Raw genomic sequence first — 21,217 nt, forward strand, 5'->3', positions numbered from 1 at the left:
AAACCGTTTTGCCTTGATTCATATCTAACAGCATAGGAGGTGGATAAGGTGAAGGAAGAACGATTGATCAAAAAGGCGAAAAAAGGTGATGCCTCAGCCTTTGAAAAACTGATCACAACCCATCAGGAGACTTTATATAAAACAGCTTATCTCTATTTGCATCACAAGGAAGATACACTGGACGCTGTTCAGGAAACGGCTTACAAGGCTTTTCTTCATATCGCGCAGCTGAAGGAGCCGAAATATTTTAAAACGTGGCTGATCCGGATTCTGCTTCATACGATTTTTGCGATGAGGAAAAAGCACGGAGACGTCATTCCGTTTGAGCCGCAGCATGATACGCGCGCGGAGAATAAGAACATTGAAGAATACATAGATCTTCGGAATGCCCTTGAAACGCTTGACGAACATATACAGCTGACCATTCAGCTTTATTATTTTCAAGATTTCTCGATTGCTATGATCGCTGAACAGACCGGAATGGCGGAAGGCACTGTAAAAACGCATCTGCACAGGGCGAGAAAAGCATTGAAGCAGGAGCTGGAAAAGGAGGATAAACACATATGGAAAAGCATCAAATGAAGCAATTGTATCAGAACATTGACGTGCCGAAAGCTGAATTGAAAAACGTGATACATAGCGCCGCTGTCCGTGCCGGAAAAGAAGGCGCCGTCAGACGGAGATGGGGACGAAAAGTGATAAACGGCCTTGCGGTTGCTGCTGCTTTGTTTATTCTGTATCTGTCCTCAGGCTTGTTCATGCCCTCCGTTAATACGGCTATGGGAAACATTCCTGTTGCCGGACAAATTTACAGTCTGTTTCAGGATAAGGCAGGTTCTGCGCTGTTTAAAAGCAATTTGGTGACAAAACTGAACGAGAAAGCGGAATCACGCGGAATCACGGTGACAGTGAAAAGTGTGTATTACGACAGCGGACAGCTCGTTTACAATTTTATCGTTGATAATTTGAAATCAGATGAGGAGAGCATCTCTTTTCAAGTTGATTATAAAGATCCACGGAATATGTTAGCAGAGGATTATGACAGCAGTGATATGAAAAAAATGAAAGACGGGCGGTACGCGGGGCAGCTTCGCCTGTTCACGGACGGCTCAAAGCTGAAAGACGGTGATAAGCTTCCGCTTGTCATTACACAAATCAAGGATATCCCCGGAAACTGGCGCTTTACACTCCCTATTAAAAAACAAAAGTCCGTTTCTCTTGAAGGAACGAAAGCTGTGAATGTAAATCACGGATTATACCGCTTTTTCGATATCCGGGCGGAAAACGGAACGACGGGATCGGCTCTCCTGTATTCTATCGACTTCTATGATGCAGCCAAAAATGATGCCATCTCGATTTACGAGGCAACGGATGATGCCGGAAACCATTATGAAATGACGGCGTCGAATATTGAACTTGGCGGCAGAAAGAATCTTCCCGGCGGCGGGAAAAGAATACGCGGCCAAACTCAATTCAGCAAACCGATAGACCCGAAAGCGAAAACACTTTTCATAACGGGCGATATAAAAACAGAATCAGAGCCGGGAGAAATCGTGCCTCTGAAAACAAAACTGCCCGTCAGTTATAAAACGAAACATCATCATGTCGGCATTACCATCAAAAAGATCAAACAGCAAGACAGACGGGTAATTGTCGATTATCAATTCAGCGGAATTGATGTAAGCAAGGCGGATGAAGATCAGCTGATGAATGTCGGTGAATCAATCGGTCTCGGCAATACGAAAAAAATGAAAACTTGGCCATCGCTTAATGAGTATGAAAAAGGCTATTATCTGAAAGGGAATAAGGCGAAAGTCACGAATCTTAAAACGGGTGAAATGGAATCCGTTTTTGAATTGGATGATTCATCCGATAAAGACTATTCATTGCGCGATTTCTCATTCGATTCATATGCTTTGTACGTCAATCAAACGGTTATGAACTTGCTGGCGGATGACAAGGGGATCACATTCGCGGTGCCGGTTCGGCCTGCGGACGGAAAATGATGTCGGGAAGGCGGCTTTTGCCGTCTTCCATTTTTGGTCAATTAACGAATAAACCAAATTTTTTTACCGGGATTGTTCGTTTTTTTTATTGAGTTTTCAAAATTGAATTGATACAATAGACTCAGAAATCAAATATGCAGATATCGTATAATGGCGGGGATATGGCCCGCAAGTTTCTACCAAGCTACCGTAAATGGCTTGACTACGGATCAATCTCAATCGTTTGATATAAATAATCCATTCTTATTTATTCAGACTGAACGTATGTAGTCAAGCGTCCCAAATGTATTTGGGGCGTTTTTTATTTGGCGGATAACGGGCAGAATAAATGGGAGAGAATGAAGGAGGCAATTGGCTTGAAGCAATTTTTTCAGTTTGATGAGCTGGGGACAAGCTATCGTAATGAAATCATCGGCGGTTTAACGACCTTTTTGTCAATGGCGTACATTCTGTTCGTCAATCCGCTGACATTGTCTTTAAACGGTGTGAAGGGATTTCCGGAAGCATTAAAAATTGATCAGGGCGCGGTGTTCACCGCTACAGCCTTGGCGTCTGCGGCCGGCTGTATTTTAATGGGGCTCATTGCAAAGTATCCGATCGCGATTGCGCCGGGTATGGGATTAAATGCGTTTTTTGCTTTCTCTGTCGTCCTCGGCATGGGGATTTCATGGCAGGCTGCGCTTTCCGGCGTCTTGATTTCCGGAATTATCTTCGTGGCGCTTTCGCTGACGGGACTGCGGGAAAAAATCATTAATGCGATTCCGCCTGAGCTGAAATTGGCGGTCGGCGCGGGTATCGGTTTGTTTATCACATTTGTCGGTTTGCAGGGTTCGGGCATTATTGAAGCGAACTCATCGACTCTGGTGTCTATCGGCAATATTCACAGCGGCCCTGTGCTTCTGACGGTTTTCGGTGTTATTGTGACTGTCATTCTGATGGTGCTTCGCGTAAACGGCGGCGTATTTATCGGAATGCTTCTGACGGCGGTTGCCGGCATGGTCTGCGGGCTGATTCCGGTTCCGACGCACATTGTCGGCAGCGTGCCGAGTCTTGCGCCGACTTTCGGACAGGCGTGGATGCATCTTCCGGATATCTTCTCCGTACAAATGCTGATTGTCATTTTAACTTTCTTGTTCGTCGGGTTTTTCGATACGGCCGGAACGCTGGTGGCTGTAGCGACACAGGCCGGGCTGATGAAGGAAAACAAACTTCCGCGTGCGGGAAGAGCGCTTCTGGCAGATTCAACATCAATCGTTATCGGAGCCGTACTCGGTACGTCTACAACGACTTCTTATGTTGAATCCAGCTCAGGCGTTGCGGCGGGGGCGCGCTCCGGCTTCGCGGCTGTTGTGACGGGCATTCTCTTTTTGCTGGCGATGTTTTTCTCGCCGCTTCTGTCAGTTGTCACCACGAATGTGACGGCTCCGGCTTTAATTATTGTCGGCGCGCTGATGGTGGCGCCGCTCGGTAAGATCGCCTGGGATAAATTCGAGGTGGCTGTGCCGGCATTCTTAACGATGATTATGATGCCGCTGACGTACAGCATTGCGACGGGGATTGCGATCGGTTTTATATTCTACCCGATTACAATGATCTGCAAAGGAAAAGGAAAAAGCGTTCACCCGATTATGTACGGGCTGTTCGTCATCTTTATCCTGTATTTCATCTTCTTGAAATAACGGAAAAACCGGCTGAGGAAAGCCGGTTTTTTGTTTTTGTCCTATTCCGTAAAACCAATACATACTATAAAACGTCATGTGGGTGTCCGGGTGAAGAAAACCGCTTGACTGTTTAAGGACGCTTCGGTACCTTATATAAGTGTTTTATTTTCTTGTTTAACAAATTCCGCCGTATTTTTTTGATAGGAGTTGCTGACATGACGGAAGAAAGAAAAGAAACGTTGGAAGAAGAAAAACAGCATCAGGGGACTGATGAAGAACCGCTGTCGAGAATGTCCAGAAATGCGGGACGTTATCAAAAGCAAAAGAAAAAAGAAAAGGAACGGCGCCCGGCTCCGGCTTTTACGGAAAAACTCGCTTCTGCATGGGCCGCGGTCAAACGTTATTGCCGTTTCGCGCTGCGCATTTTGACATCACCGGTGAAGGTCGTTGGGGAAGACGGCTTTTCCCGCTTTAAATATGCTCTTATTTCAATGCTTGTATTCAGTATCTTTTTCTCAATCGGAAATTGGTTTCAGCTGAGGGCAAGCCAGCAAAGGCCTCTCGGATACGGGGAGCGGCATCATACGTTTTTTGACGGCTTTACCGTCGTTCTCGTGTATACGCTCGTCTTTTTTGCCGCTGCGGCCGGCGCGGTCTGGCTTGTATCACGTTATGTGATGAAACAGAAAATTACGATGCGGGATGCGGCCGCGGGGGTCGGATCGCTTTTGGTTCCGGCTGTCGCCTGCTCTATCGTGTGGATGATTTTCGCGATATTGAATCTGCCGGTCGTCACCGTGGTGTTTACGGCGCTGACCTTGTTTCTGGCCGCCTCGGCGATGGTGCAGTTTGTGCAGATTCTATACAAATCGGCTGAAAAGCCTGCGGCTGACGTGATGTACTGTATTTCCGCGGCGGTCATCATCATGCTCGTTTTTACGGCTGTGACATGGCCGCTCATTTCCGAGTACTTTACTGCTTCGCTGATCCCTTTATAAGTCGAAATTTGTCTTTCACAATGTTTACAAATTTTTCTAATAAAGCGTATTGTTTTGAGGACCCGGCCGAGATATGATGAGAGCAACAGCAATTCGAAAGCGGCACTGCTCTTTATGATTCGGAAAGGGATGATGAAGATGGCCCCGTTGTTGCGAGAAGCCATTAATCGGAAAAAGCAGCACCTGAGGACAAAGCTGATCCGCTCAGGGTTTTATCAAGACCATGTTCAGGAACTGTCCGGGTACACGCTGAGTGAACTTGAGAAGGAATATGAAGCCGTCAAACGATTGAAAAAAGCCGAGCTTCACTGATAAGAGCTTAACAGTCTGCCTTGCGGGGCGGGCTTTTTTTCTTTTGAAAATGATGAAAAGAGGGTAAACTATCCTTAATTGAAGGATTGATGCTTTTCAAAGTATCAGAGGAGGGGAATCAGTGATGCAGACGATTTTATCCAACAGTATAGGTATGGTTCTCATTATTCTCATCATTAACATTATATATGTCTCTTTCTTTACGATCAGGATGATTCTGACATTAAAGGGACAGCGCTATTTCGCCGCAGGCATCAGTACGATTGAAATCCTTGTGTATGTGACCGGCCTGAGTCTCGTGCTCGGCAATCTGAATCAAATTCAAAACGTCATTGCCTATGCGCTCGGCTACGGCCTCGGCGTCATAGTGGGAATGAAAATTGAAGAGAAACTGGCGCTCGGCTATATTACAGTCAACGTCATTACGAAGGAGCTCGATCTGGACCTGCCGAAACAGCTCCGGGAAAAAGGATACGGGGTTACAAGCTGGGTTGCGGGCGGACTTGAAGGAGACCGGACCGCCATGCAGATTCTGACGCCGCGCAAATATGAGCTTCAGCTTTATGATACGATTAAAACGCTTGATGAAAAAGCGTTTATTATCGCCTTTGAGCCGAAAACGATCCACGGCGGATTCTGGGTGAAAGCAGTGAAGAAGAGGAGAATTAAGGAATGACAAAGCCAAAAAAGAAACGGTTTGAAGTAACGGAAGATGAAACGATTGACACCATTCTCACTTTAATGAAGGAAGAGGGTTATATGCCCGTCCGGCGGATGGAAGAGCCGATCTTTACAGAAAAGAAAGAAAATGGATCAATTCAAGTCGTTCCTTGCGGGAAAAAAATCGTATTTGAAGGGAAATTGATCTAAACACGAACATTAAAAGAAAGAATTTTTATATCGTTCGATAATGTCGTTGACATTATCCAAGTCCGTTGTTAAGATAAACATGAAATCAAAACACGACCTCATATAATCTTGGGAATATGGCCCATAAGTTTCTACCCGGCTGCCGTAAACGGCCGGACTATGCAGGAAAGTGATAAACAGCTGACATGGATATCGCAGAAGCGAACGACTGACGATACGCGCGCCATGCCCGGTTTGTATTGCTTCCTCATAGTTGCAATATAAGCCGGGCTTTTTTTTCTGAAAAACAAAGCATGAGAAGGTGGGAACAGAATGCAGCCGCTAGCAGGAATCATCATGGGAAGCACCTCCGATTGGGAGACAATGAAACATGCATGCGACATACTTGACGAACTTCACATTCCTTATGAAAAACAGGTGGTATCCGCGCACCGGACGCCTGATTTGATGTTTGAATATGCAGAAAGCGCCAGAGACAGGGGCTTAAAAGTCATTATTGCCGGAGCCGGAGGAGCGGCGCATCTGCCGGGAATGACGGCGGCCAAAACGACGCTGCCGGTGATCGGCGTACCGGTTCAGACAAAATCGCTTAACGGGCTTGATTCTCTTCTGTCTATCGTACAGATGCCCGGCGGCGTGCCGGTCGCGACGACGGCGATCGGAAAAGCGGGCGCAGTGAACGCGGGTCTGTTAGCCGCGCAAATTTTGTCGGCATTTGACGGTGATATTGCGGATAAACTAGAGGCGAGAAGAAATGCGACAAAACAAACGGTGCTGGAAAGCAGTGATCAGCTTGTCTGATAAAAAAACGATTTATCCCGGCGCCGTCATCGGCATTATCGGAGGCGGACAGCTCGGAAAAATGATGGCTGTCGCCGCAAAACAGATGGGCTATAAAGTCGCTGTCGTCGATCCCGTGAAAGACTCGCCATGCGGACAGATCGCCGATATTGAGATTACCGCCCAGTACAATGACCGTGAAGCGATTCAAAAATTGGCCGGAGTCAGTGACATCATTACGTACGAATTTGAAAATATCGATTACGAGGCGCTCAACTGGCTCAAAGAACATGCATATCTTCCCCAGGGAAGCGAGCTGCTGCTCATCACCCAAAACAGGGAAACGGAAAAAAAGGCGATCCAGTCAGCAGGCTGTCAAGTCGCTCCTTATCGGATCGTAAACAGCGGACGGGAGCTTGAGGAAGCCGTTCAGGCACTGGGGCTCCCGGCGGTGCTGAAAACATGCCGCGGCGGATATGACGGCAAAGGCCAATTTGTCATTAAGGAAGAAGGACAGACAGATGAAGCGGCCGCGCTGTTAGAAAACGGCACGTGCATACTTGAAAGCTGGGTATCGTTCCGGATGGAGCTTTCCGTTATCGTGACGAGATCGGTGCACGGTGAGATTTCAACCTTTCCGGCTGCTGAAAATATCCACAAAAATAATATTCTGTTCCAAAGCATCGTGCCCGCGAGAGCGGAGGAAACGGTTCAGAAGCGGGCAGAGGCGCTTGCCGTTCAGCTCGCGGAGAAATTGGAACTTGTCGGGCCGCTTGCGGTGGAAATGTTCGTCACGGAAGACGGAGACCTTTTGATTAATGAACTGGCGCCGCGTCCTCACAACTCCGGGCATTATACGCTCGACCTTTGTGAAACGAGCCAATTCGAACAGCACATCAGAGCGGTCTGCGGACTTCCTCTCGGCAGAACCGATCTTCTCAAACCGGGAATGATGGTGAATCTGCTCGGTGATGAAGTGAAGCTTGCGGAGGAGCATACGGAGCTTTTAAAGGAAGCCAAACTGTACCTGTACGGAAAACACGAGATTAAAAAAGGCCGCAAAATGGGGCATATGACATTTTTGCGGAAGCCTGATGAAACATGGATTCAGGACATCACGAACATATGGATGAATAGAGACGGAGGACGAGCATAATGATCGAACGTTATTCAAGACCTGAAATGTCCGCGATCTGGACGGACGAAAACAGATACCAGGCATGGCTGGAAGTCGAGATTTTAGCCTGTGAAGCCTGGGCTGAGCTTGGCGTCATTCCGAAAGAAGACGTCAAGGTCATGCGCGAAAACGCGTCTTTCGACATCAACCGCATTTTGGAAATCGAGCAGGATACGCGCCATGACGTCGTTGCATTCACCCGCGCGGTTTCAGAATCATTAGGCGAAGAAAGAAAATGGGTTCACTACGGCCTGACGTCAACAGATGTCGTGGATACCGCTCTTTCCTATCTATTAAAACAGGCGAATGAGATCTTGCTCAAGGACATTGAGAGATTTGTTGACATTATTAAAGAAAAAGCGAAAGAACATAAATACACGGTCATGATGGGCCGCACGCACGGCGTACACGCGGAACCGACGACATTCGGCCTGAAACTCGCGCTTTGGCATGAAGAAATGAAACGCAACCTTGAACGTTTCAAGCAGGCAAAAGAAGGGATCGAAGTCGGGAAGCTTTCCGGCGCGGTCGGCACATATGCAAATATTGATCCGTTCGTAGAGCAGTATGTCTGTGAAAAACTCGGCCTGAAAGCGGCGCCGATTTCCACTCAGACATTACAGCGCGACCGTCATGCGGATTACATGGCGGCACTGGCTTTGATCGCGACGAGCATTGAAAAATTCGCAGTGGAAATCCGCGGTCTGCAAAAGAGTGAAACACGTGAAGTGGAAGAGTTTTTTGCGAAAGGACAAAAAGGTTCATCGGCTATGCCTCATAAACGGAATCCGATCGGGTCGGAAAATATGACGGGCATGGCGCGCGTGATCCGCGGGTACATGCTGACGGCATACGAAAATGTTCCGTTATGGCATGAGCGTGATATTTCTCATTCATCAGCTGAACGCATCATTCTTCCTGACGCGACAATCGCGCTGAATTACATGCTGAACCGATTCAGCAATATCGTCAAAAACTTAACGGTATTCCCGGAAAATATGAAACGCAACATGGACCGCACACTCGGTTTAATCTACTCTCAGCGCGTGCTGCTCGCTTTAATCGACACGGGTCTGCCTCGTGAAGAAGCATATGACACGGTTCAGCCGAAAGCGATGGAAGCGTGGGAAAAACAAGTGCCGTTCCGCCAGCTTGTCGAAGCGGAGGAAAAAATCACGTCCCGTCTCACACCGGAACAGATTGCCGATTGCTTTGACTACAATTATCATCTGAAAAACGTCGACTTGATCTTTGATCGTTTAGGTTTATAGAAGAAGCCAGCCGGAGGCGGCTTCTTCAGTCGCCATAGATTGAATATTCCCAACATTCGGGTTAGGAGGCCTTCCGTGAATATTGTGAACAATAATCTTCTTTATGAAGGAAAAGCGAAACGGATTTATCAAACTGAAGACGAACAGATTCTCCGCGTGGTCTACAAGGATTCCGCAACAGCCTTTAACGGTGAGAAAAAAGCGGAGATCAGCGGAAAGGGCCGTCTGAACAATGAAATTTCAAGCCTGATTTTCAAACATCTGCACGCCAAAGGAATTGACAACCACTTTGTGGAGCGTGTTTCAAAATCAGAGCAGCTTATCAAAAAAGTGAGCATCATTCCGCTTGAAGTCGTGGTCAGAAACATTGCCGCCGGAAGCATGTCGAAACGTCTCGGCATCCCGGAAGGAACAGAGCTTCCGCAGCCGATTATCGAATTTTACTACAAGGATGACGCGCTGGGCGATCCGCTCATCACAGAAGATCATATCTGGCTCTTGAAAGCGGCTGCTCCTGAGCAGGTCAAAACGATCAAATCGATTACAAACCAGGTGAATCAAGAGCTGCAGCATATTTTTGAAGGCTGCGGCGTCAGATTAATAGATTTTAAGCTGGAATTCGGCTTAGACGGAGAGGGACGGGTGCTTTTAGCGGATGAAATTTCTCCTGACACGTGCCGTCTGTGGGACAAAGACACAAACGAAAAGCTCGATAAAGATTTGTTCAGACGGAACCTGGGAAGCTTAACCGACGCATATGAAGAGATTTTCAAAAGACTGGGAGGCATTTCATAATGTATAAAGTGAAAGTTTATGTCAGCTTAAAAGAAAGTGTGCTCGATCCTCAAGGAAGCGCGGTGCAGCATGCATTGCACAGCATGAGCTACAATGAAGTGCAGGATGTGCGCATCGGAAAATACATGGAGCTGACGATTGAAAAATCTGACCGCGATCTTGACGCGCTCGTGAAAGAAATGTGTGAAAAGCTCCTTGCCAATACAGTCATTGAAGACTACCGATATGAAGTTGAGGAGGTTGTCGCACAGTGAAATTTGCGGTGATTGTGCTACCCGGCTCCAACTGTGATATTGATATGTTCCACGCCGTAAAGGACGAACTCGGCGAAGAAGTCGAGTATGTCTGGCACGAGGAAACAAACCTTGACGGATTTGACGGCGTGCTCATCCCCGGCGGGTTTTCATACGGCGACTACTTGAGATGCGGCGCCATCGCCAGATTCGCAAACATCATGCCGGCTGTGAAAAAAGCGGCTGCCGAAGGAAAACCGGTTCTCGGCGTCTGCAACGGATTCCAGATTCTGCAGGAGCTCGGACTTCTGCCCGGCGCGATGAGACGCAATAAAGATTTAAAGTTCATCTGCCGCCCGGTTGAATTAATCGTGCAGAACAGCGGCACGTTATTCACATCTTCCTATGAAAAAGGACAATCGATTACGATTCCGGTTGCCCACGGCGAAGGCAATTTCTACTGTGATGACGAAACGCTTGAAAGATTAAAAGAAAACAATCAAATCGCCTTCACATACGGCGGCGATATTAACGGAAGCGTCAGCGGCATTGCCGGCGTCGTGAATGAGAAAGGCAACGTATTAGGCATGATGCCTCACCCTGAGCGCGCAGTCGATGAACTGCTCGGCAGCGCAGACGGTCTTACATTGTTCCGGTCTATCGTGAAAAATTGGAGGGAAACTCATGTCGCTACTGCTTGAACCAAGTAAAGAACAAATAAAAGAAGAGAAACTCTATCAGCAAATGGGTGTCAGTGATGACGAGTTCGCACTCATTGAATCTATTATCGGAAGATTGCCGAACTACACGGAAATCGGGATTTTTTCCGTGATGTGGTCAGAGCACTGCAGCTATAAAAACTCAAAACCGGTTTTACGCAAATTCCCGACTAGCGGCGAACGAGTGCTGCAGGGTCCCGGAGAAGGCGCGGGAATCGTTGACATCGGTGACAATCAGGCGGTCGTGTTCAAAATTGAATCGCATAACCATCCGTCAGCGCTTGAGCCATACCAGGGTGCTGCGACCGGAGTGGGCGGTATCATCCGTGACGTTTTCTCAATGGGCGCCCGTCCGATAGCTGTATTAAACTCTCTTCGATTTGGTGAACTCACTTCACCTCGTGTGAAGTACTTGTTTGAAGAAGTAGTGGCGGGAATCGCGGGATACGGAAACTGTATCGGCATCCCGACGGTCGGCGGAGAAGTGCAGTTTGACGCAAGCTATGAAGGCAATCCGCTTGTCAATGCAATGTGCGTCGGCTTGATTGATCATAAAGATATTAAAAAAGGCCAGGCGAAAGGTGTCGGCAACACGGTCATGTACGTCGGCGCTAAAACGGGCCGCGACGGCATACACGGCGCTACTTTCGCATCAGAAGAAATGTCAGATTCATCTGAAGAAAAACGTTCTGCCGTGCAGGTCGGCGATCCTTTCATGGAAAAACTTCTCCTGGAAGCATGCCTTGAAGTCATCCAATGCGACGCCTTAGTCGGCATTCAGGATATGGGGGCGGCCGGTCTGACAAGTTCGAGTGCTGAAATGGCAAGCAAAGCCGGCTCCGGCATTGAAATGAACCTTGATCTCATTCCGCAGCGGGAAACGGGTATGACCGCTTACGAAATGATGCTTTCCGAGTCTCAGGAACGCATGCTTCTCGTCATTGAACGCGGACGTGAACAGGAAATTGTCGATATTTTTGATAAATATGATCTTGAAGCGGTTTCCGTAGGTCATGTTACGGATGATAAAATGCTCCGCCTCCGCCATAACGGAGAGGTTGTTTGCGAACTTCCGGTCGACGCACTGGCAGAAGAGGCGCCTGTATACCACAAACCGTCAGCGGAACCCGCGTACTACCGCGAGTTTCAGGAAACAGAAGTTGCCGCGCCTGAAGTGAAAGATGCGACAGAGACGCTTTTTGACCTGCTGCAGCAGCCGACAATCGCCAGCAAAGAGTGGGTGTATGATCAATATGACTACATGGTGCGCACAAATACGGTGGTCGCTCCCGGCTCTGACGCGGGAGTGCTCAGAATCCGCGGCACGAAAAAAGCGCTGGCGATGACGACGGATTGCAACGCGCGTTATTTATATCTTGATCCAGAAGAAGGCGGGAAAATCGCCGTTGCCGAAGCGGCGCGCAACATCGTATGCTCCGGCGCCGAACCGCTTGCGGTCACGGATAATCTGAATTTCGGGAACCCGGAAAAACCTGAAATTTTCTGGCAGATCGAAAAAGCGGCCGACGGCATCAGCGAGGCGTGCAATGTTCTCAGCACTCCCGTCATCGGCGGTAACGTATCACTTTATAATGAATCGAACGGAACGGCGATCTACCCGACGCCTGTTATCGGCATGGTCGGCTTAATTGAAGATACAGCTCATATTACGACACAGCATTTCAAACAAGCGGGGGATCTTGTATACGTGATCGGCGAAACAAAACCTGAGTTTGCCGGAAGCGAACTGCAAAAAATGACAGAAGGCCGCATTTACGGCAAAGCGCCGCAAATCGATCTTGATATAGAGCTGTCACGCCAAAAAGCATTGCTTGACGCGATTAAAAAAGGCTTCGTTCAATCAGCGCATGATGTGTCTGAAGGCGGCTTAGGCGTAGCGGTTGCAGAAAGCGTCATGACGACGGAAAACCTTGGCGCCAACGTGACTGTAGAAGGGGAAGCGGCATTATTATTCTCTGAATCTCAATCACGCTTCGTCGTTTCGGTGAAAAAAGAACACCAAGCGGCGTTTGAAGCGGCTGCGGCTGATGCGGTTCATATCGGTGAGGTAACGGCTGACGGACTTCTGGCGATTCAAAACCAGGACGGACAACAATTGGTTCACGCGCAAACGAAAGAACTTGAGCGCGCGTGGAAAGGAGCTATTCCATGCTTGCTGAAATCAAAGGCCTGAATGAAGAATGCGGTGTGTTTGGCATCTGGGGACATGAAGAAGCCCCGCAGATCACATATTACGGCCTGCACAGCCTCCAGCACAGAGGACAGGAAGGCGCGGGAATTGTCGCAACTGACGGTGAAAAACTGACGGCGCATAAAGGACAGGGGCTTATTACCGAGGTTTTTCAAAACGGCGAACTGAGCAAAGTGAAGGGAAAGGGCGCGATCGGGCACGTCCGTTATGCGACGGCAGGCGGAGGCGGATATGAAAATGTCCAGCCGCTCCTGTTCCGTTCGCAAAACAACGGCAGCCTCGCGCTTGCTCATAACGGCAACTTGGTCAACGCCACACAGTTGAAGCAGCAGCTTGAAAACCAAGGGAGCATCTTTCAGACTTCCTCCGATACGGAAGTGCTGGCTCATCTGATTAAACGCAGCGGACACTTTTCGCTGAAGGATCAGATCAAAAATTCGCTGTCTATGCTGAAAGGCGCTTATGCCTTTTTAATCATGACTGAAACAGAAATGATCGTAGCGCTTGACCCGAACGGACTCAGACCGCTGTCAATCGGCATGATGGGCGATGCTTACGTCGTGGCATCAGAAACGTGCGCATTCGATGTGGTCGGCGCGACATACCTTCGCGAGGTAGAGCCGGGCGAAATGCTGATCATCAATGATGAAGGCATGAAATCAGAGCGTTTCTCCATGAATATCAACCGTTCCATCTGCAGCATGGAGTACATTTATTTCTCAAGACCTGACAGCAATATCGACGGCATTAACGTGCACAGCGCCCGAAAAAACCTCGGAAAAATGCTTGCCCAGGAGTCCGCGGTTGAAGCGGATGTCGTCACAGGCGTGCCTGATTCCAGTATTTCTGCAGCCATCGGCTATGCCGAGGCAACGGGCATTCCGTACGAACTCGGTCTCATTAAAAACCGTTATGTCGGCAGAACATTTATTCAGCCGTCCCAGGCTCTGCGTGAGCAAGGCGTGAGAATGAAGCTGTCTGCGGTGCGCGGGGTTGTTGAAGGAAAACGGGTCGTCATGGTTGATGATTCCATCGTGCGCGGGACGACAAGCCGCCGGATTGTCACAATGCTCAGAGAAGCGGGAGCGACAGAGGTGCACGTCAAGATCAGTTCACCGCCGATCGCTCATCCGTGCTTCTACGGCATCGACACATCAACCCATGAGGAGCTGATCGCTTCTTCTCATTCCGTGGAAGAAATCCGCCAGATCATCGGTGCCGACACGCTTTCTTTCTTAAGTGTAGACGGATTGTTAAAAGGAGTCGGCCGAAAATTTGAAGACACCAACTGCGGACAATGCCTCGCTTGTTTTACGGGCAAATATCCGACGGAAATTTATCAGGATACAGTGCTTCCTCACGTAAAAGAAGCGGTGCTGACAAAATAAAATGTGAAAATGACATAAAGGCAGCGGGAATTCAGGCTGCCTTTCTCTTTCTGCCTTTTAAGGAGAAACGAATTGACAAGGAGTGATAGGGATGTCTGATGCTTATAAAAATGCCGGAGTTGACATCGAAGCCGGATACGAAGCCGTCAAACGAATGAAAAAACACGTGGAGCGCACGAAAAGGCTCGGCGTTATGGGAAGCCTGGGCGGTTTTGGCGGAATGTTTGATCTGTCAGAGCTTCCGTATCAAAAGCCTGTTTTAATTTCCGGAACAGACGGTGTCGGCACCAAGCTGAAACTCGCATTTTCAATGGATAAACATGACACGATCGGCGTCGATGCGGTCGCGATGTGTGTAAATGATGTGCTTGCCCAAGGAGCGGAGCCGCTGTTTTTCCTTGATTATTTGGCGGTCGGCAAGGCTGATCCGGTAAAAATTGAGCAGATCGTTCAGGGCGTGGCGGACGGATGCGAGCAGTCAGGATCAGCGCTTATCGGCGGTGAGACGGCGGAAATGCCGGGGCTGTATACGGCTGATGAATACGATATTGCGGGCTTTTCAGTCGGCGTCGCGGAAAAAGACGAAATCGTCACCGGTGAACATATCGAAGAGGGGCATCTCTTAATCGGACTTACTTCAAGCGGCCTTCACAGCAACGGATTTTCCCTTGTGAGAAAAGTGCTTCTTGATGACGGCGGACTTGATTTGGATACTGTCTATGAACCGTTTGCGCGTCCTCTCGGAGAAGAATTGCTGGAACCGACGAGAATATATGTGAAGCCGGTGCTCAAGGCGGTGAAAAGCGGTAAGGTGGACGGCATGGCGCATGTGACAGGCGGAGGATTCATCGAGAACATCCCGCGGATGCTGCCGGACGGATTGAGTGCGGAAATTGATCACGGATCATGGCCGATCCCGCCGATTTTTCCGTTTCTGCAGGAGCACGGCAAGCTGAAAGAAGAAGAAATGTTCAATGTTTTTAATATGGGCATAGGTTTTGTCCTTGCCGTTAAAGAAGAAAACCTGACAGACGTCATCGACACGCTTGAAGCTCAGGGCGAGAAGGCTTATCTGATCGGCCGGGTCAAGCGGGGCGAAGGCATTTCTTTCGGCGGTGCGGCTCTTTCATGAAAAAGTTTGCGGTATTTGCTTCAGGAAACGGATCGAACTTCGAGGCCATTGCCAAACGCATGAGAGAAGAGAAGTGGGATGCGGAGCTCTCGCTTCTCGTGACGGATAAGCCTCAGGCAAAGGCGGTGGAAAGGGCGGAGGCTTTACACATTCCGTCATTTGCCTTTGAACCGTCATCTTTTGAAAACAAAGCGGCCTTTGAACGGGCCGTTATTGAACAGCTGCGCCTGCACGGGGCGGAATTAATCGTTCTCGCCGGCTATATGAGACTGATTGGAGATACGCTGCTTGAAGCATACGGGGGCCGCATTATTAATATACATCCCTCGCTTCTTCCGGCATTCCCCGGGATTGACGCTGTCGGACAGGCGTATCGGGCCGGTGTGAAAGTGGCGGGCATTACCGTTCATTACGTCGACGAAGGCATGGACACCGGACCGATTATCGCGCAAAAAGCATTCGAAATACAGGAAAACGATACGCTTGAAGACATAGAGCATACAATACACGAGCTTGAGCACAAATGGTATCCGAGCGTTGTGAAACAGCTGCTGGGACTAAATAACAGAGGTGAAAAGGCATGACAATCAAACGCGCACTAATCAGTGTTTCTGATAAAACAAATCTCGTACCTTTCGTAAAGGAACTGACAGAGCTCGGCGTCGAAGTCATTTCGACCGGAGGAACAAAAAAACTTCTCCAGGAAAACGGTGTGGATGTCATCGGCATTTCAGAAGTGACCGGATTTCCTGAAATTATGGACGGACGGTTAAAAACCCTCCATCCTAATATTCACGGCGGCCTGCTTGCCGTAAGAGACAATGAAGAGCATATGGCGCAGATCAATGAGCACGGCATTGCACCGATTGACCTTGTGGTTGTCAACCTTTATCCGTTTAAAGAAACGATTTCAAAAGAAGATGTAACATACGATGAAGCGATAGAAAACATTGATATCGGCGGCCCCGGCATGCTGCGCGCCGCATCGAAAAACCATCAGGATGTGACGGTCATCACAGATCCGGCCGATTACAGCTCCGTGCTCAATGAGATGAAAGAACACGGCGGCGTTTCACTTAAAAGAAAACGCGAGCTTGCGGCCAAAGTATTCCGCCATACCGCGGCATACGACGCATTAATCGCTGATTACTTAACACGCGAGGCCGGTGAGAAAGACCCTGAACAATTCACCGTTACATTTGAGAAAAAACAATCGCTCCGCTACGGTGAAAACCCTCACCAAGAGGCGGTTTTCTACCAAAGCGCACTTCCTGTCTCCGGTTCCATCGCGGCGGCAAAACAGCTTCACGGCAAAGAGCTTTCTTACAACAATATTAAGGACGCGGATGCGGCCGTTCAAATCGTCCGGGAGTTTACAGAACCCGCGGCTGTCGCCGTTAAACATATGAACCCGTGCGGAGTCGGTACGGGAGCTTCAATTGAGGAAGCATTCAATAAAGCGTATGAAGCTGATAAAACCTCTATTTTCGGCGGCATCATCGCGCTGAACCGTGAAGTTGATCAGGCAACGGCTGAAGCCCTTCACGGCATCTTTTTAGAAATCATTATCGCCCCTTCTTTCAGTGAAGAAGCGCTGAACGTGCTGACGGCGAAGAAAAACCTTCGTCTGCTCACGCTTGACGTGACCGCATCAGGGAAGAAAGAAAAACAGCTGACATCCGTACAGGGCGGCCTTTTGATTCAAGATTTAGACGTCCATGGATTTGATGACGCCGACATCAGCATCCCGACAAAAAGAGAGCCGAACGAGCAGGAATGGGAAGATCTGAAGCTCGCCTGGAAAGTCGTCAAACACGTAAAATCCAACGCGATCGTTCTTGCAAAAGACCATATGACGGTCGGTGTGGGCGCAGGACAGATGAATCGCGTCGGTTCAGCTAAAATCGCCATTGAGCAGGCCGGAGAAAAAGCAAAAGGCAGCGCGCTCGGATCAGACGCGTTTTTCCCGATGCCGGATACAGTCGAAGAAGCCGCAAAAGCCGGTGTCACGGCGATTATCCAGCCAGGCGGATCGGTCCGCGATGAAGATTCGATTAAAAAAGCGGATGAATACGGGATCGCCATGGTATTCACCGGCATCAGACATTTCAAACATTAAGAGGGGGAACGAAGCGTGAATGTATTGATTATCGGAAAAGGCGGCAGAGAGCATACATTGGCTTGGAAAGCGGCGCAAAGCCCGCTTGTTGACACGGTGTACGCCGCGCCCGGAAATGACGGTATGGCAGACTGCGCGACGCTGGCCAACATTGAAGAAAGCGATCATGCCGCACTCATTGCGTTTGCGAAAGAACATCATGTCGGGCTGACGATTATCGGCCCTGAAGTTCCTCTGATTGAAGGAATAGCGGACGAGTTTGAAAAAGCCGGACTGCTTGTTTTCGGACCGTCTGAAAAAGCGGCAATCATTGAAGGAAGCAAACAGTTTGCCAAGGATTTAATGAAAAAATACGGCATTCCGACGGCGGAATATGAGACGTTTACTTCATTTGAAGAGGCGAAAGCATATGTGCAGCAAAAAGGCGCGCCGATTGTCATTAAAGCGGACGGGCTTGCCGCCGGAAAAGGTGTCACGGTCGCGATGACGGAAGAAGAAGCGATTGAATGCCTGCACGATTTTCTTGAGGATGAGAAATTCGGCGAGGCGAGCGCATCTGTTGTCATTGAAGAGTTCCTCGCCGGCGAAGAATTTTCTTTAATGGCGTTTGTAAAAGGGGAGACCGTCTATCCGATGGTAATCGCTCAAGATCATAAACGCGCCTTCGATGGAGACAAAGGGCCGAATACGGGCGGAATGGGCGCCTACTCACCGGTGCCGCACATTTCCGATGATATCGTCAGAAGCGCAGTCGAAACGATTGTGAAGCCGGCGGCAAAAGCAATGGTGAAAGAGGGACGCTCCTTCACGGGCGTGCTGTACGCGGGGCTGATTTTGACGGAAAACGGATCAAAAGTCATTGAATTCAACGCGCGCTTCGGAGATCCGGAAACACAGGTTGTCGTGCCCAGAATGGAATCTGACCTCATCCAGGTGCTTTTGGATCTGCTGCATGAGAAGGATGTTGACCTAAGGTGGAAAGATACGGCCGCCGTCAGCGTTGTGCTGGCTTCTGAAGGCTATCCGGAAGGCTATGCAAAAGGGACGCCGATCGGCAGTTTGACGTCCGCTGAAGACGGGATCGCTGTTTTTCATGCCGGAACGAAAAAAGACGGCGGCCAATTTGTTACAAACGGCGGCCGGGTCGCCAATGTCACCGCATTTGCTGAGACATTTGAAGCGGCGAGAGATAAAGTGTACAGCGCCGTTTCAGGGCTGACAAAACCCGGACTGTTTTACAGAAGCGACATCGGCGCCCGAGCGCTGAAAGCATCGCAGCGATAAAGAGGAAAACCCCGCGTTATGTAAGCTGCGGGGTTTTTTACGTAAGCTGAGGACGGCCTAGGTTGTCGGCTTGCCAGTCATCGATGAAGGCGTATAGACGGATTCTTCTCAGACTCGCGGGACAGGAGAAATTAAATAACAAGCCGAAACGGCTTGTTATTTTTCTTGCTGATGGCTGTCATCCTGATTCATTCCGGTTTGGAACATATATGTCACCGGGCAGAAGCGGAGGATGCCGGACGCCGCTTTCATTGCGCCCATCATCATACAGAAGAGATGCATCTTGCACCAAGGTTTTCTCGTGTATTTCGCTGAAGCAGCAGACAAAATGGTGAGGCCGCAAGTGATGCGCATAACGGCATTTAATAAACTGATATTCGGTTTCATCATTTCAGCTCCCTTAGAAAAAGTTTTTCATTCATCTTCAATAATTTGTAACGTTTTAGCCGTGCGATAATTGTGCGGATGTGATACGATGGGTCTAATATAAGCGAAGGAGAGTATGTGAATGTCCGAACGTACCTTTAACTGGAAAAATAAAGACATCAGATCACAGGCGGATGTTGTAGACTCAAAGCTGCTTCCAACGCTACTTTTACGGGATGCTCTCGTATTAAATCCTTTTTTAAAACAATGGCTGAAAAAGAACGTCTGGATTTACGGAGACCGAATTGTATATGTTGGTGATGAGCTTCCTGATGCAGCTGAGCACATTCATACCATAAATTGTGAAGGAAAATACATTGTGCCAGGTTACATTGAACCGCATACACATCCTTTTCAAATATATAATCCCCAAACGCTCGCCGAATATGTGTCTCAATTCGGAACAACGACGTTTGTTAATGATAACTTGTTTTTTCTTTTGCACAGCGGTAAAAAGAAAGCGCTTACTATATTGGAAGAACTGAAAAAACAGCCGGTGCAATATTTCTGGTGGTCCAGATATGATCTGCAGACTGAAGTGCTGAATGAGGATCAGCTTCTTTCTTTTGATGTCCGAAAGCAATGGATTGAGCACCCGGATGTCATTCAAGGCGGAGAATTGACCGGATGGCCGCGCCTCATGGACGGCGATGACCTGATGCTTCATTGCATGCAGGCGACAAAGAAACTGCGCAAGCGGATAGAAGGGCATTTTCCCGGAGCCTCTGAAAAAACACTGACGAAGATGAAACTGTTCGGAGCTGATTCCGACCACGAGGCGATGAATGGCGGCGAGGTAATGAGACGGCTTGAATTGGGCTACTATGTTTCGCTCAGACATTCATCCATCCGCCCTGATTTGAGAACGATTTTGCAGGATCTTCATCAAAAAGGCTTCCGGCATTATGATCATTTCTTCTACACGACGGATGGAGCGACGCCGCATTTTTATAAAGGCGGCATGACGAATGAATTGATCAAAATCGCTTTGGAGGAAGGGGTTCCGGCGATCGATGCCTACAATATGGCGTCCTTTAATATCGCGAAGTATTATCAGATGGACGACTTTCTCGGTGTGATCGGTCCGGGCCGGCTTGCTTCATTGAACATTCTCGATGACCCGATGAATCCTGACCCGGTCACGGTGATCTCCAAAGGCATCCTGCTGAGGGAAGACGGCCGAAATATGAATGCGTTTACAGAAACGGATTGGAAAAAGGGCGGTCTTGTCCCTCTTGAGCTTTCATATGATATGACGATGGATGATTTACAGTTTTCAATGCCGATGGGTGTGACCATGCGCAACGCGGTCATTATGGAGCCGTATATGATTGCGATTGATAATTCTGTTGACCAGCTTTCTTTTGATCATGATGAATGCTATCTCACGCTTCTCGATAAGCATGGAAAATGGCGGGTCAATACAATGCTGAAAGGTTTTGCCGATCGGGTGCAGGGTTTTGTCAGTTCCTACACGACAACCGGAGATATTATCGCTGTCGGAAAAAATAAGGAAGATATCCTGCTCGCTTTCTCTCGGATGAAAGAAATCGGCGGCGGAATCGTGCTTGCCGAAAACGGGAAGATTCTGCATGAGATTCCCCTCGCCTTAAACGGTTCTGCATCTGCGGAGAATTATGAAGAAGTGCTTGAAAAAGAGCAAAAACTGAGGACGCTGCTGGAGGAGCGGGGCTACCGATTCTGCGATCTGATCTATACGCTGCTCTTTTTGCAGAGCACACACCTGCCTTATATCCGCATTACGCCGAGAGGAATATTCGACGTGATGAAAAAAACTGTACTCTTTCCATCGATAATGCGTTAAAATATAAAA

At 48.7% G+C, this 21,217-nt stretch carries 21 protein-coding genes and 2 riboswitches; of the genes, 20 read left to right on the forward strand and 1 reads right to left on the reverse strand.

Annotated features, from left to right (window positions below):
- Positions 1-48: 48 nt before the first annotated feature.
- The 19 genes from NYE38_RS03300 to purD all read left to right on the forward strand — a co-directional run bounded on the left by NYE38_RS03300 (position 49) and on the right by purD (position 18,957).
- Complete coding sequence (locus NYE38_RS03300) at positions 49-582, forward strand: sigma-70 family RNA polymerase sigma factor (RefSeq protein ID WP_025649887.1); 534 nt, start codon at positions 49-51, stop codon at positions 580-582.
- Positions 564-2,006 carry a DUF4179 domain-containing protein gene (locus NYE38_RS03305; RefSeq protein WP_340803125.1) on the forward strand — a complete coding sequence of 481 codons (1,443 nt, stop codon included), beginning with the start codon at positions 564-566 and terminating at the stop codon, positions 2,004-2,006. Before NYE38_RS03300 ends, NYE38_RS03305 begins: the two co-directional genes overlap by 19 nt.
- Before the next feature lie 123 nt (positions 2,007-2,129).
- A riboswitch (purine riboswitch) is annotated at positions 2,130-2,231 on the forward strand.
- A gap of 131 nt (positions 2,232-2,362) precedes the next feature.
- Positions 2,363-3,685 (forward strand): NCS2 family permease, encoded by a 1,323-nt coding sequence (locus NYE38_RS03310; RefSeq protein ID WP_007408891.1) that lies wholly within the window; start codon positions 2,363-2,365, stop codon positions 3,683-3,685.
- Between the two features lie 197 nt (positions 3,686-3,882).
- Positions 3,883-4,665, forward strand: coding sequence for a hypothetical protein (locus tag NYE38_RS03315; protein ID WP_276786953.1), 783 nt, complete (start codon positions 3,883-3,885; stop codon positions 4,663-4,665).
- A 138-nt stretch (positions 4,666-4,803) separates the two neighbouring features.
- Complete coding sequence (locus tag NYE38_RS03320) at positions 4,804-4,977, forward strand: Fur-regulated basic protein FbpA (RefSeq protein ID WP_003155777.1); 174 nt, start codon at positions 4,804-4,806, stop codon at positions 4,975-4,977.
- 121 nt (positions 4,978-5,098) lie between these two features.
- Positions 5,099-5,653 (forward strand): DUF5698 domain-containing protein, encoded by a 555-nt coding sequence (locus NYE38_RS03325; protein WP_014469850.1) that lies wholly within the window; start codon positions 5,099-5,101, stop codon positions 5,651-5,653.
- A complete protein-coding gene (locus tag NYE38_RS03330) occupies positions 5,650-5,847 on the forward strand; it encodes an NETI motif-containing protein (protein WP_007609843.1) in 198 nt (65 codons plus the stop codon). Before NYE38_RS03325 ends, NYE38_RS03330 begins: the two co-directional genes overlap by 4 nt.
- Before the next feature lie 78 nt (positions 5,848-5,925).
- Positions 5,926-6,027: riboswitch (purine riboswitch) on the forward strand.
- Between the two features lie 132 nt (positions 6,028-6,159).
- Positions 6,160-6,648 (forward strand): 5-(carboxyamino)imidazole ribonucleotide mutase, encoded by a 489-nt coding sequence (purE, locus tag NYE38_RS03335; protein WP_003155768.1) that lies wholly within the window; start codon positions 6,160-6,162, stop codon positions 6,646-6,648.
- On the forward strand, positions 6,602-7,783 hold the full coding sequence (gene purK / locus NYE38_RS03340; RefSeq protein ID WP_050586600.1) for a 5-(carboxyamino)imidazole ribonucleotide synthase: 1,182 nt from the start codon (positions 6,602-6,604) through the stop codon (positions 7,781-7,783). The genes purE and purK overlap by 47 nt, the downstream gene beginning before the upstream one ends.
- Complete coding sequence (gene purB, locus NYE38_RS03345; RefSeq protein ID WP_014417100.1) at positions 7,783-9,075, forward strand: adenylosuccinate lyase; 1,293 nt, start codon at positions 7,783-7,785, stop codon at positions 9,073-9,075. The genes purK and purB overlap by 1 nt, the downstream gene beginning before the upstream one ends.
- Positions 9,076-9,150: 75 nt before the next feature.
- Positions 9,151-9,870 carry a phosphoribosylaminoimidazolesuccinocarboxamide synthase gene (purC, locus tag NYE38_RS03350; RefSeq protein WP_017419023.1) on the forward strand — a complete coding sequence of 240 codons (720 nt, stop codon included), beginning with the start codon at positions 9,151-9,153 and terminating at the stop codon, positions 9,868-9,870.
- The gene (purS, locus tag NYE38_RS03355) at positions 9,870-10,124 is read left to right on the forward strand and encodes a phosphoribosylformylglycinamidine synthase subunit PurS (protein ID WP_017419024.1); all 255 of its coding nucleotides are present in this window, start codon (positions 9,870-9,872) and stop codon (positions 10,122-10,124) included. The genes purC and purS overlap by 1 nt, the downstream gene beginning before the upstream one ends.
- Positions 10,121-10,804, forward strand: coding sequence for a phosphoribosylformylglycinamidine synthase subunit PurQ (gene purQ / locus NYE38_RS03360; protein WP_017419025.1), 684 nt, complete (start codon positions 10,121-10,123; stop codon positions 10,802-10,804). Before purS ends, purQ begins: the two co-directional genes overlap by 4 nt.
- A complete protein-coding gene (purL, locus tag NYE38_RS03365; RefSeq protein WP_017419026.1) occupies positions 10,788-13,016 on the forward strand; it encodes a phosphoribosylformylglycinamidine synthase subunit PurL in 2,229 nt (742 codons plus the stop codon). Before purQ ends, purL begins: the two co-directional genes overlap by 17 nt.
- The gene (purF, locus tag NYE38_RS03370) at positions 12,992-14,422 is read left to right on the forward strand and encodes an amidophosphoribosyltransferase (RefSeq protein WP_007609856.1); all 1,431 of its coding nucleotides are present in this window, start codon (positions 12,992-12,994) and stop codon (positions 14,420-14,422) included. Before purL ends, purF begins: the two co-directional genes overlap by 25 nt.
- 91 nt (positions 14,423-14,513) lie before the next feature.
- Positions 14,514-15,554, forward strand: a complete 1,041-nt coding sequence (purM, locus tag NYE38_RS03375) for a phosphoribosylformylglycinamidine cyclo-ligase (protein ID WP_007609857.1) — start codon at positions 14,514-14,516, stop codon at positions 15,552-15,554.
- Positions 15,551-16,138, forward strand: coding sequence for a phosphoribosylglycinamide formyltransferase (gene purN, locus NYE38_RS03380; RefSeq protein ID WP_007408902.1), 588 nt, complete (start codon positions 15,551-15,553; stop codon positions 16,136-16,138). Before purM ends, purN begins: the two co-directional genes overlap by 4 nt.
- Positions 16,135-17,673, forward strand: coding sequence for a bifunctional phosphoribosylaminoimidazolecarboxamide formyltransferase/IMP cyclohydrolase (gene purH, locus NYE38_RS03385; protein WP_017419028.1), 1,539 nt, complete (start codon positions 16,135-16,137; stop codon positions 17,671-17,673). Before purN ends, purH begins: the two co-directional genes overlap by 4 nt.
- 15 nt (positions 17,674-17,688) lie before the next feature.
- Positions 17,689-18,957 (forward strand): phosphoribosylamine--glycine ligase, encoded by a 1,269-nt coding sequence (gene purD / locus NYE38_RS03390; protein WP_017419029.1) that lies wholly within the window; start codon positions 17,689-17,691, stop codon positions 18,955-18,957.
- Positions 18,958-19,113: 156 nt separating this feature from the next.
- On the opposite strand, the gene NYE38_RS03395 is transcribed toward purD, so the two are convergent.
- Positions 19,114-19,344: a DUF2892 domain-containing protein gene (locus NYE38_RS03395; RefSeq protein WP_017419030.1), complete on the reverse strand. Its 231-nt coding sequence runs from the start codon at positions 19,342-19,344 to the stop codon at positions 19,114-19,116.
- A gap of 121 nt (positions 19,345-19,465) precedes the next feature.
- On the opposite strand from NYE38_RS03395, the gene NYE38_RS03400 reads away from it, so the two are divergent.
- Positions 19,466-21,208 (forward strand): adenine deaminase, encoded by a 1,743-nt coding sequence (locus NYE38_RS03400; RefSeq protein ID WP_263612283.1) that lies wholly within the window; start codon positions 19,466-19,468, stop codon positions 21,206-21,208.
- Positions 21,209-21,217: the final 9 nt, after the last annotated feature.

This window comes from Bacillus sp. EU63 (assembly GCF_038592915.1).
Classification (GTDB): Bacteria; Bacillota; Bacilli; order Bacillales; family Bacillaceae; genus Bacillus; species Bacillus velezensis.

Excerpts from the sequence above, each read along its gene's own strand:
- NYE38_RS03305 (WP_340803125.1), top strand. The coding sequence starts at position 564 with ATGGAAAAGCATCAAATGAAGCAATTGTATCAGAACATTGACGTGCCG.
- NYE38_RS03315 (WP_276786953.1), top strand. The coding sequence starts at position 3,883 with ATGACGGAAGAAAGAAAAGAAACGTTGGAAGAAGAAAAACAGCATCAG.
- NYE38_RS03320 (WP_003155777.1), top strand. The coding sequence starts at position 4,804 with ATGGCCCCGTTGTTGCGAGAAGCCATTAATCGGAAAAAGCAGCACCTG.
- NYE38_RS03330 (WP_007609843.1), top strand. The coding sequence starts at position 5,650 with ATGACAAAGCCAAAAAAGAAACGGTTTGAAGTAACGGAAGATGAAACG.
- purE (WP_003155768.1), top strand. The coding sequence starts at position 6,160 with ATGCAGCCGCTAGCAGGAATCATCATGGGAAGCACCTCCGATTGGGAG.
- purK (WP_050586600.1), top strand. The coding sequence starts at position 6,602 with ATGCGACAAAACAAACGGTGCTGGAAAGCAGTGATCAGCTTGTCTGAT.
- purB (WP_014417100.1), top strand. The coding sequence starts at position 7,783 with ATGATCGAACGTTATTCAAGACCTGAAATGTCCGCGATCTGGACGGAC.
- purS (WP_017419024.1), top strand. The coding sequence starts at position 9,870 with ATGTATAAAGTGAAAGTTTATGTCAGCTTAAAAGAAAGTGTGCTCGAT.
- purL (WP_017419026.1), top strand. The coding sequence starts at position 10,788 with ATGTCGCTACTGCTTGAACCAAGTAAAGAACAAATAAAAGAAGAGAAA.
- purF (WP_007609856.1), top strand. The coding sequence starts at position 12,992 with ATGCTTGCTGAAATCAAAGGCCTGAATGAAGAATGCGGTGTGTTTGGC.
- purM (WP_007609857.1), top strand. The coding sequence starts at position 14,514 with ATGTCTGATGCTTATAAAAATGCCGGAGTTGACATCGAAGCCGGATAC.
- purN (WP_007408902.1), top strand. The coding sequence starts at position 15,551 with ATGAAAAAGTTTGCGGTATTTGCTTCAGGAAACGGATCGAACTTCGAG.
- purH (WP_017419028.1), top strand. The coding sequence starts at position 16,135 with ATGACAATCAAACGCGCACTAATCAGTGTTTCTGATAAAACAAATCTC.
- NYE38_RS03395 (WP_017419030.1), bottom strand. The coding sequence starts at position 19,344 with ATGAAACCGAATATCAGTTTATTAAATGCCGTTATGCGCATCACTTGC.
- NYE38_RS03400 (WP_263612283.1), top strand. The coding sequence starts at position 19,466 with ATGTCCGAACGTACCTTTAACTGGAAAAATAAAGACATCAGATCACAG.